The sequence below is a fragment of the Ruegeria lacuscaerulensis genome, assembly GCF_013034685.1.
Lineage (GTDB): Bacteria > Pseudomonadota > Alphaproteobacteria > Rhodobacterales > Rhodobacteraceae > Ruegeria > Ruegeria lacuscaerulensis_B.
Window position 1 is genome coordinate 1 of sequence record NZ_WQGO01000024.1, and the last position, 10562, is coordinate 10562.

Annotated in this window: 13 protein-coding genes; 2 read left to right on the top strand and 11 right to left on the bottom strand. The window is 52.5% G+C overall.

Annotated elements, in window-relative coordinates; genetic code table 11:
• Positions 1–211 (top strand): hypothetical protein (locus GOV80_RS22290; protein ID WP_214648103.1); only part of this gene is annotated, 211 nt, incomplete at its 5' end.
• 115 nt (positions 212–326) lie between these two features.
• Here the strand turns inward: GOV80_RS22290 and GOV80_RS22005 are convergent.
• The 5 genes from GOV80_RS22005 to GOV80_RS22025 form a co-directional block, all read right to left on the bottom strand.
• The gene (locus GOV80_RS22005) at positions 327–581 is read right to left on the bottom strand and encodes an alpha/beta fold hydrolase (RefSeq protein ID WP_170787774.1); all 255 of its coding nucleotides are present in this window, start codon (positions 579–581) and stop codon (positions 327–329) included.
• A 15-nt stretch (positions 582–596) separates the two neighbouring features.
• On the bottom strand, positions 597–1361 hold the full coding sequence (locus GOV80_RS22010) for an alpha/beta fold hydrolase (RefSeq protein WP_170787776.1): 765 nt from the start codon (positions 1359–1361) through the stop codon (positions 597–599).
• A complete protein-coding gene (locus tag GOV80_RS22015; protein ID WP_170787778.1) occupies positions 1291–1680 on the bottom strand; it encodes an adenylate/guanylate cyclase domain-containing protein in 390 nt (129 codons plus the stop codon). The genes GOV80_RS22010 and GOV80_RS22015 overlap by 71 nt, the downstream gene beginning before the upstream one ends.
• 476 nt (positions 1681–2156) lie before the next feature.
• The gene (locus GOV80_RS22020; RefSeq protein ID WP_237216004.1) at positions 2157–2699 is read right to left on the bottom strand and encodes a luciferase domain-containing protein; all 543 of its coding nucleotides are present in this window, start codon (positions 2697–2699) and stop codon (positions 2157–2159) included.
• A gap of 62 nt (positions 2700–2761) precedes the next feature.
• Positions 2762–3352: a YceI family protein gene (locus tag GOV80_RS22025; RefSeq protein WP_170787780.1), complete on the bottom strand. Its 591-nt coding sequence runs from the start codon at positions 3350–3352 to the stop codon at positions 2762–2764.
• Positions 3353–3463: 111 nt separating this feature from the next.
• Between GOV80_RS22025 and GOV80_RS22030 the strand changes: the two genes are divergently transcribed.
• Positions 3464–4045 (top strand): TetR/AcrR family transcriptional regulator, encoded by a 582-nt coding sequence (locus GOV80_RS22030; protein ID WP_170774072.1) that lies wholly within the window; start codon positions 3464–3466, stop codon positions 4043–4045.
• A 349-nt stretch (positions 4046–4394) separates the two neighbouring features.
• Here GOV80_RS22030 and GOV80_RS22035 read toward each other — a convergent pair whose 3' ends face one another.
• The 6 genes from GOV80_RS22035 to gntH all read right to left on the bottom strand — a co-directional run.
• The gene (locus GOV80_RS22035; protein WP_170774073.1) at positions 4395–5081 is read right to left on the bottom strand and encodes an ABC transporter ATP-binding protein; all 687 of its coding nucleotides are present in this window, start codon (positions 5079–5081) and stop codon (positions 4395–4397) included.
• Positions 5078–5827 (bottom strand): ABC transporter ATP-binding protein, encoded by a 750-nt coding sequence (locus GOV80_RS22040; protein ID WP_170787782.1) that lies wholly within the window; start codon positions 5825–5827, stop codon positions 5078–5080. Before GOV80_RS22040 ends, GOV80_RS22035 begins: the two co-directional genes overlap by 4 nt.
• Positions 5824–6801 (bottom strand): branched-chain amino acid ABC transporter permease, encoded by a 978-nt coding sequence (locus tag GOV80_RS22045; protein ID WP_170787784.1) that lies wholly within the window; start codon positions 6799–6801, stop codon positions 5824–5826. The genes GOV80_RS22040 and GOV80_RS22045 overlap by 4 nt, the downstream gene beginning before the upstream one ends.
• Positions 6798–7718: a branched-chain amino acid ABC transporter permease gene (locus GOV80_RS22050; protein ID WP_170774079.1), complete on the bottom strand. Its 921-nt coding sequence runs from the start codon at positions 7716–7718 to the stop codon at positions 6798–6800. Before GOV80_RS22050 ends, GOV80_RS22045 begins: the two co-directional genes overlap by 4 nt.
• Before the next feature lie 50 nt (positions 7719–7768).
• On the bottom strand, positions 7769–8902 hold the full coding sequence (locus tag GOV80_RS22055; RefSeq protein WP_170774081.1) for an ABC transporter substrate-binding protein: 1134 nt from the start codon (positions 8900–8902) through the stop codon (positions 7769–7771).
• A 399-nt stretch (positions 8903–9301) separates the two neighbouring features.
• On the bottom strand, positions 9302–10562 hold a 1261-nt coding region (gntH, locus tag GOV80_RS22060), incomplete at its 5' end, for a guanitoxin biosynthesis MBL fold metallo-hydrolase GntH (protein ID WP_170787786.1).

Below are 10562 nucleotides of genomic sequence, written 5' to 3' on the forward strand. Positions count from 1 at the left end.
TATAGACAACGCAGAACACCAAGACGCAAAAACGAACGACTTTTTCAACGACATCGGCTCAAAGCAGCTATTCGCAACACTCGGCTTGAATGACTGCTACGCGGACTGTGCAACCATCCGCATTCTTACTCCAAAGGACCGCAGTCTGCCCAAACCGGACATTCGTAACAACACTTTGCAATTTCCGAGATCAGGACAAAGCGGTCGATGACAAGAAGCCTAGAGTTTTTAAATTCCAGTATCGAAAATCGAAGGGCGCACGGCATCCACTTACCTTCGAACAATAAAGTTTTGGCGATGAACAACGTACACTGCTCAAATTGAATTCAAAAAAACTCTATTTCCACTAGGGCTTTAGGCCAGGCAGGATCATACTCTGGCATCGTATTGTTTGCTGTCTCAAGGCCAATAAAGCGCGCCTTCTGGATGCCAGAGGCGAAAATCCTACCTTGTTCAACACTGTGCATCCTGTCTCGATTAGCGTGCATAACCAGAGCCGGACAGGTGATCCGCAGAAGTAGATCGGCTACGTCGACCCCTGCGACCAGTGGTCCAATCTTGAGCCAATCCTGATGGTCCATTGCGACTTTCATAAATTATGCATAAGTGCGCTGGTCATGCGGACTTGCGGTTGGAGCAAATGATTGCGCCATCAAGTCTCTTGCACAAGGGTATTCATCGTTCCAGCCTTTAAGACTCATATCCATCATTGCTTGCCCAAGCGCGGCAATTCCGGGCTGTGAACGCACCGCGACTCCTTGTGCAAATCCGCCTAGTAGAACCAACCCCGAAACACGGTCAGGATTATTTGCGGCAAAAGCCGCGGCAATGGTTGCCCCAAAAGAAACGCCAAACAATGAAACTTTTTCGATCCCGGCTGCGTCCAGTACGGCCTCAACATCTTCGACGATCCGATTCAAAGACACATCCTGCACGCCCCTCTGGGACAAGCCATTGTTTCTACCATCAAACCGATAAAGGCAGTGATTTTCAGAAAGCAGCGGCAACCACCCGGCGATGGTGTTCATCGTCCAATCGTATTCCAGATGCCTAAGCCAGTTTGGTGTGACCAGCAACTTTCTACCACTTCCAGTGGATGTCCAGGCAAGCGTTGTACCGTCTTTTGATTTTGCAAAGCGGACGTCTTGAGAGCTAGCCAGCAGCTTGTTCTTTGCGCGTCTTTTGTCACCATCTAAATCAATAGAGTAGGCTTCCACTGGATTTGGAATTCCCTTCAACCGTATCGAGCTTTCTGGTCGCAAAGCAACCGCCAGCGAAGTTCCCGCAACTTCAGCAGCTGTCTTGCTGATGAGACAACTTCCAATATGCGCGCTGGACTGAAGGCGCGACGCAACATTCACGGCCTCTCCGAACAAGTCTGTGCCATTTGGAAATTACGTCACCAACGTGGAGACCTCCTCGAAGTGTTACGTCTTCATCTCTCATCTGATTGAAAATCTGGCTGGCAGCATTAATTGCATCTGTGGCTGCAACAAACTCAACCAAAGCACCATCTCCCATCAGCTTGAATATTCGTCCTTTGTTTTCATGGACCAATGGTCTGATCACATCGTCCAAAATGCGTTGTAGAGTGTTCAGCGTGGTCTCAGCATCCTCTGACATGCGCTTGGTATAATCGACGACATCGAGGCTTAGGATCGCAGCAATTTTCCGCTTCATCAGTCGATGTGATCCTTATAGCTAAACCAATTCCTCTGAACCAAAATTAACAGACGAATAGATTTTTGTGACCAAAACTTGTGCCTGGACATTTTGCTAAGCCTGCAAGTTCCCAAACTTGCGTTGAAACACACAGCCGAGCAAAATGTCTTACTGGCTGGCGAAACCTAGAATTAAGGTGAATGATTAACGCATTTCGCGATGCTAACTAAGGTTCACTTCGAAATATCAATTCTAAAGGTGTCAGTCCGTAGTTCTTCTCATCTGTGACCGACGGCAGCCCGAAGCGGAACTTCGACTCTGAGCTTTGCAAAATCTAACAAGCGGACGGCAGCTACCATTAGTGTGAATGGCTTGAAGGTATCGAGCGCTTCGCCACGGCGACTATTTAAAAAAATGACTGCGAGAAACTAGGTGGCTGAAACTGCTCTCTGACAGGAAGCAGGCGTCCCCGCACACTTTCGCGCAATTCGAGCTTAGCCCAAGGTGTTGCCGGTGATGAAGGTGTACGAGCTTTCTACCAGATCGATGACGACATCCAACTCTTCTGGTGTGGTCGGTGTATATATCATGACAAAGCCACCCCACCCAGGACGTTGCCTGGCCCAAGGGTGAGCTACGGCCCAGCCGGCCTCAATTGCCCGTCGCGCGATTGCCGGATGCAGAGACGCGTGCAAGCTGCCATCAGGATGCATATGCGCAAACTCAAACCCACCCACGATAGAGTTCGGTTGAGACAGCAGCATGTCGGGATCAAGCTGAAAACCAATCGCGCCGGGTAGCGATATGCGTGTCGGGCCAAGTGTGACCCCTGGGAGTTGCGCAACACGCTCCAGCAATAGCTTGGCCAAGTCGGTATCAATTTCGACACCAATCTGAGTATGCGGTACGCCGCTTGTCGTTTCAGGACGGGGTGAGGTGCGCTCCGGCAAGGGGCGCTCTTGTGCGGATGCCAACGGGCACGTCAATGCCACCGCCGTTGCAGCAACCGCCAATGCTCTCAGGATTTCATTCATCATGTTGACCATCCGCCAAAATCAAGGAATGAGCGTTCAGCGCAGTATCGGTGCCCTTGCACACATCATTCAGCCTTTAACGCTTCGATATTGATCAAGAGCTCTATCTCGTCGCTCACCGCTGGCGCAAATGCCCCAAGTCCGAATTCAGACCGCACGATGGTCGCCGTGGCTGCCAGGCCTAGGGTCGGCGTGCCCTCTTTTGGGCCAAACGGGTATGGAGCTGACTTGTTAAGCGTTGTTTCCAAAACAACAGGTTTGGTGATGCCATTCATGGTCAGGTCGCCAGAAATATTCGCGGTATTGTCCCCGGTGACTTCAATGCTGGTCGAGGCGAATGTGACCACGTCACCGTCAGTCGCGCTAAAAAAGTCATCGGACATGAAGTGTTGCAAACGGGCATCCCAGCCCGTGATCATGGATTTTACAGGCATAGACACTAAGACAGATGATGATGACGGATCATCTTCGTTGAACTCTATCTCACCGCTAAAACCTGAGAACATTCCAAATGTTTCTGAAAAACCGATGTGGTCGTAGCTGAACAATACCTGGCTATGTCCAGGATCCAGCTCATAGTTGCCACTCTCGGACAATGCGTTTGTCGCGCCCATCGATAAGAGTACCGCCAGCGGGGTTGCTGCCACCTTGAACATTGATACGCTCCCGTTTTGACAAGACGTGTTTGTGGGATTTAGGTTTTGACCGACCAAGCTTTTAGAGCAAATAGTTCTACTATGCAACAAAATGTTCTATAGGAGAGGTGATTGAAAGAAGATCCTAGGCTGATCGCCACACGACAGGCGGCGCTTGATGCGGCGCAAAAGATACTTATGGATGAAGGCGTGCTGCACGTAACTCATGGCGCAGTTTCAAAGGCAACGGGCATTTCGCGCAGTACACTTTACAGGCACTGGCCAGATGCGCGTAGTCTGCGTGATGCAGCATTCCGGCGCATCGCAACACCACCGAACATACCGCCCAAAACCGATGGCCCGCTGCGATCTGACCTGCGTTGGTTACTCAGCGTACTGATGGGAGCCTTGAATGACACACCATGGGGTCAAATTGCACCTCAGGTAGTCGCTGCTGCGTCCACCGATGCAGAAGCGCGGTTGGTGATCACTGAATTCATGAAAGACAGGTTCGCAAGTGTTGAAGCAGTATTTGCAGCCGCAATAGACCGAGGTGAGATTGCCGCAGATGTTCCGGTTGAACAGCTTTTAGAACTAGCTGTCGCAGTACCTTATTTCCGCAAGCTCATACGTCACGAGGCGCTGAACGAAGAATGGTTGGACAAACATGTCGATCTGCTTTGCAGTATCGCGAAAACCAATTCGGGACAGTGACCATCGCCTGACTTTGAAATCAAAGCGACCTGCAACTGGCGCGAGATTTCGACAGGACAGCAAGTTATTATCAATAGCCTGTCCAGCCGGTTCCTAGTAGCGGTTGCTCCAAAAGGTCTCGGTAAACGATTGCTATGATGGTCCGCCGAAGTTTGAAAAGTCAGCATTCTGCGCACTGTCGACAGTGATGCACGGTGCAGCAATGACCGCTCTGCGGACAAAGCAGCCATCTCATCCCGACGAAAGTAATGCGGTTCGCTTTTTGACAACTGTTCTGATTTCGCGTCGAGCCATCAAAAATGATTTGGTGGCCGCGTGTTAGCCATCAAGGCTTGGGTATTTGTACCAACTAGACGCCGAGATGCCGATGGCTGACTTCACTATCCAGATCGCCCATTGCGCCTGACCAGATCGATCTGCCTCGTTCAAGGATTGTCGCTCGATCACAGACCGCTCGCAATTCGCTAAGCGATTTGTCGATTACCAGAATTGAAAGACCAGATTCACGTTTTAATTGCTCCACGGTCACCCAGATTTCACGCCTGATGTTTGGCGCAAGCCCCTCAGTTGCCTCATCCAAAATGAGCAAGCGCGGATTGGTAACTAACGCGCGCCCGATGACCAGCATTTGCTGCTCCCCGCCTGACAATGAGCCCGCAAGCTGGTCGGCGCGTTCGCTGAGACGCGGGAAAAGCGCAACGACCTTGTCTATATCCCAATGGCCAGGCCGGGACACAGCTATGAGATTCTCACGCACCGTCAGATCGCGAAATGCGCGTCGGCCTTCGGGGACAAGGCCGATGCCCAACCTTGCCACTTGGTGGCTCGCCAGTCTGCGAATGTCGGTGCCGGCAAAAACCATAGAGCCTTTGCTTCCGATCATTCTGCAAATAGCGCGTACGGTGGTTGTCTTGCCCATGCCATTACGCCCCATAAGAGCGACGACTTGGCCCGCTTCGATCGTCAGATCAACGCCAAAGAGGGCTTGGCTTTTGCCATAGCTTGCGACTAGGCCGGAGATGGAAAGAAGGCTCATAGGTTCTCTCCAAGATAAGCGCGCTGAACTATTGGATTTTTGCGAATATCTTCGACTGAACCGGTGGCAATCACACGCCCGTAATCAAGAACCGTAATTCGGTCAGCCAATTTGAAGACGACATCCATGTCATGTTCCACAAGCAGTATTGGGGCCTGATTTCGCAAGTCGCGCAGCAGGTCCGTGAGTAGCTGCGTGCCTTCCGCGCTTAAACCGGCCATTGGCTCGTCCAGTATGAACACCTTTGGTTCAAGGGTCAGCGCAACTGCGACTTCCAGTTGGCGGCGCTGACCATGGCTGAGTTCACCTGTTCGCTTGTCTGCAAAGTCGATCAGGTCCACGCGACGCAAAGCATTCTCTGCGTGATCGCGCAGGTTTTTGTCGCCAAGAACGGGTAGGAAGAATTGCCAGGGTCGGCTTTTGGCCCCAAGCGCGCCCAGCATGGCATTCTGCAAAACGGTGTCCTCTGACGCAAGAGAGGAAATCTGGAAGGTGCGTCCGAGCCCCAGCCTTGCCCGGTTTTTCGTAGTCTCGTGCGTGATATCCTGGCCCAGAAGGCGAATCGAGCCCGCGTCAGACTTCAGGCCGCCGCAGATCTGAGCAATGAGTGTTGATTTACCAGCCCCGTTCGGGCCGATCACGGCGTGAACTTCTCGGGGCCTCAGGTCCAACGTCACGTCGTCGTTTGCAATCAGGGCGCCAAAGCGTCGAGTGAGACCTTCAACTTGCAACACGGGCCGCATCATCGGTCGGCCCTTCCCGTTATGATGCCGTAAAGGCCGCCGCGGGCGAAAAGGACGACCACCAACAAAAGCAAACCAAGAAAGAATAGGAAGTATTCGCCAATGCCTCCAAGCGCATGCTCGAGTACGACGAACAGAGTCGCGCCCGCGACCGGCCCAAACGTCCGGCCCAGCCCTCCGAGGACTATGAAAACGATCAGTTCACCCGACATCTGCCAGCTGAACATCGTCGGACTGACGAAGCGATTAAGATCGGCAAAAAGCGCCCCCGCCAGCCCACAGATCATGCCAGAAATCACCAATGCGATGAGTCTCAGCCGAAACGGATCAAGCCCGACGGCCTCCACCCGCTCGGAACTTTGCCGCGCAGCGTTTAACGCAAGCCCAAAGGGCGATTTTACGAGCCGAACGTTTAGCCAAAGGACTAGGCTCAGAATTGCAAAACAGATTCCGAAGAACTGAATGGGATCAAGCGTGTTCATCCCCGGGAACGAATTTCGAATGTAGATAGAAAGGCCGTCTTCTCCGCCATAGGCGGGCCAGCTGATTGCGAAGAAAAAAAACATCTGCCCGAAGGCCAGAGTGATCATGATGAAATAAACGCCGGTAGTTCGAAGCGACAGAAGCCCGATAATAAAGGCGGCAGCACCTGAAAACAGTATTGCCATCAACCAGATCACAGGCATGAGCTTGGTTCCAGAAATCGTGAACGGCCATTCCATCAATGGCGAATACGTCTGCGCGTGAAACGCCAGAATACCCATCGCATAGCCGCCAATCCCAAAGAAGACCGCGTGTCCGAGGCTCACGAGTCCTCCTAGCCCAAGCGCGACATTGAGACCAACCGCAGCCAGAGCGAAGATGACCGCGCGGGTCGCCAATGTAATTGTGAAGGGTTCGTCCGAGACCCAAGCCCAAAGCGGCACGCAAAAAAGCAGGCTCATGAGAATGGCGTTTAGTGCTTTTTCCGAGATCATGCGCGCGCCCCGAACAACCCGGTGGGTCTCCAGATCAGCACGCCAGCCATAAGAACGTAAATTGACATCGAAGCCAATGCCGACCCAGTCGACGTCGCAACATCCGGCGCCACGAGCAGTTTGAACAGTTCTGGCAGGAAGATGCCGCCCAGGGTATCGGTCAGTCCAACCAGCAAACTGCCGATAAGCGCCCCCCGAATGGACCCGATGCCCCCGATCACTATGACGACGAAAGCAAGGATCAGGATCGGCTCTCCCATTCCGATCTGGACCGATTGGATGGCACCTACAAGTGCGCCCGCTAATCCGGCGAGCGCCGCTCCGAGCGCGAAGACAAACGTGTACAAGCTGCCAATATCAACGCCGAGTGCTGCAATCATTTCGCGGTCATTTTCTCCGGCACGAATCTGAATGCCAATGCGGGTCCGTGAGATGAAAAGCCACAGTCCAACCGCCACCAAAAGCCCTACAAGGATGAGTACGAGGCGATATAGCGGATACTGAATGCCGCCTGGCAATGAAACGGGACCGGACAGATAGCTCGGAATATCGAGAAACAGCGGGAATGAACCGAAGATCCATCGCGTACCCTCGGAGAAAATCAGTATCAGCGCAAAAGTCGCAAGCACTTGCTCGAGATGATCGCGGACATAGAGCCGACGAATGACTGCCAATTCGACGATGACCCCGGCCATAGCCGCCGCAGCAATGGCGGCTGCAACAGCCACTAGGAAAGACCCCGTCGCCGCAGCGGCCGCCGCAGCCGCAAAAGCACCGACCATGTAGAGCGATCCGTGCGCAAGATTAATCAGGCCCATCACGCCGAAGATCAGCGTCAAGCCGGCTGCCATGAGAAAGAGCATGAAACCGAACTGTATTCCATTCAGAATCTGCTCGGCAATAAGGATTAAAGTCACGGTTCGAGCAAAAACGGGCCGCCGCTCTGGAGTTGGGCGCGGCCCTCCGATTACATTTTACAGTCTGCCGCGTAGGCGTCCGAGTGGTTATCCAACGCCACACCAATGATCCGGTTGGTGAATACATCACCTTCCTGAATGACTTCGCGCGCATAGATAGTCTGAATCGGATGGTGGTTTGGACCAAATGCGAAGTCGCCTCGCGTGCTGTCAAACTCGGCGGCGCGCAATGCATCGCGGAACGCGTCTTGATCCGAGACATCAGCCGATCCCAGCGCCGAAACAATCAACTGCGCCGTGTCAAAGCCCTGGCTTGCGTAGAGAGACGGAAGCCGCCCGTACTCGGCTACAAAGCTTTCTACGAATGCGGAATTTGTTGGATTGTTGATATCCTTGTTCCATTGGCTGGTATTAACAATCCCAAGTGCTGCGGGCCCGACGGCTTGAAGAATGCCCTGATCAAACGAAAACGCCGGACCCACCACGGGCAGATCAACCCCGCTGTCCGCGTATTGCTTGAGAAACGAAATCCCCATTCCACCGGGAAGGAAGAAAAAGACACTGTCTGCGCCAGACGCACGGATTTGAGCAATCTCGGCCGCATAATCCGTTTGGCCAAGCTCGGTATAAATCTCACCGGCAAGATTGCCTTGGAAGAACCGCTTGTACCCAGTCAATGCGTCCTTACCTGCCGGATAGTTCGGGGCGAGGATGAAGCTGTTGCCGTACCCTGCTGTATTGGCATAGGCGCCGGCTGCTTCGTGCAGGTTGTCGTTCTGCCAGGCGACGTTGAAGTAATTTTCATGACAGCCCTGACCGGCCAGCGCCGACGGTCCCGCGTTCGGCGACAAATAGAACTTACCTTGGGCCGTTGCCGCTGGAACAACCGCCATTGCGAGGTTCGACCAGATAATGCCCGTCAGGATATCCACTTTCTCGGATTGGATCATCTTGTCAGCAAGCTGCACGGCGACATCGGGTTTTCGCTGATCATCTTCGATGACAACTTCGATGTCATCCCGCCCGGATTGCTTGATGCCCAGCATGAAACCGTCGCGCACATCGATCCCCAAGCCGGCTCCGCCACCAGACAGAGTAGTAATCATACCGATCTTGGTCTCAGCGAATGCGCCTGTGGCCAGCATCCCGATGGATGCGGCAATGGCAATCGATTTATACGTCATAAGTTCCCCCCATGTTGTTTTCTACTGACACCGGATGCATTTGCCCGGCCGTGTTTGAAGTTGCAACAGCGAGGACCGCTTTCGCAAACAGTATTTATTGAGATGCTTTCCTGTTCAGAAAGGCAATGTCCAGTGCAAGTATTGAATCTCTAACTTTTAAATTGGTTTTCAGTACCTAGATTCGCAGATTTTGGGGCCGTATTGCGAGGCGGCAGCTAAATTGGAGCCCATGATCCTTGATCGTAAGTTGCTGTTTACTAAATTTCCGCGTAGCCACACGGAGACAACTTTTACAGTCAAAAAGTATCCCGCCAGCTTGATGCAGATGTTCCTTGAACGCAACTAAATGTCTGCCTTGCGGACAAAGCAGCCGCTAAATTCACTGTAGCGCAGTGCGGACTAGTCTCCGCTAAGATCTAGGCGACCTGAATTAAGCCAATCTGACAACTCTGTCCTTTCGCTGGGGTCAGGTGGGCCCGCAGGAGTTGGAGGGTCAACAGGCAATGGATTGTCTGATCCAACGATCTCTCGAACACCTACGGCATCTTCCGAAACATTCCAAACGAGCATGTCCCGAGCCAAAGTGAGCGGTCCGTCATAGGTCTTTCGGATTGCTGCAATTGTGTCAGGAGCAATATCGAAATCGGCAAATGTATGGTAGGCAATCGCGTGCCGCGGCTCGATCATCGAGAATAGTTTTCCGCACGCGTTTGGTGGCGTGTGAACCACCGTTGCCACTAGTCTGGCGCGTTCAGGGTCGTAGTTCTTGATATCGATGAATTGTTGGATCGTTAAGTAGCATTCGTGAATGACAAGATCAGCTTCTTTAGCGTTTTCCACGAACCACTTGTTCGGGTTGGTGTCACCAGAATAGACGAATTTAAGTCCTTTCCACTCCAAGCTGTAGGAAACTGAACCGTCTATGCCGTGAATCGCGGGCCAAGATCGAATAACAACACCATCGCTTTCATAAACTACTTGTGTCCGAGAATAGTCGAACTCAGTCACCGACAGGTGTCCACCTGCCGACGGCATATTCCCGCGCCGTCCTGCCACGTCCCAAGCCAACATTTTCTGGAGGCCATCCATGGCTGTTGCGGTCCCGTATTCTGGCTCTAAGCCACTTGGCCCCCAAACCCGTAGTGGAACCGTTCGGTTTGACACCCAGCCGCCCACAAAAAGTGCATCGAGGTCTCCAATATGATCTACGTGCAGGTGGCTAATGAACACTTTGTCGAGATAAGTGTATGGGATTTCCAATGCGGCCAAATTTGCTAACGAACCGGTTCCGACATCGAATAGGAACTTGTCGCCATTGCCAAGTTCAACCAACCACGACGCTGACGCTTGGGAATGTCGAAAATTAGGTGTTCCAGTTCCCAGCGAGATAACTCGCATCTCTGCTTCACCGAGCGGCTCTGTGTTCGGATAATAGAACTTTCTCTCTCCGGATGAACCAGCTGAAGCTGCGCCGCAGCAAATCGACGCAAATACAAAACTCAATGGCAGCAACAATCCTAAGCGCACAGTCTTCCCCGATTTTCTGATGCATTCTATGATACAACCAAATTGCTTCAGTCCAAAATCGGGCGTCTGCTTTGGGCTGATGTCGTTGAAAAACTCTTCCTTGATTGAGAGGCAAGCTGCTGATTCAATTCTC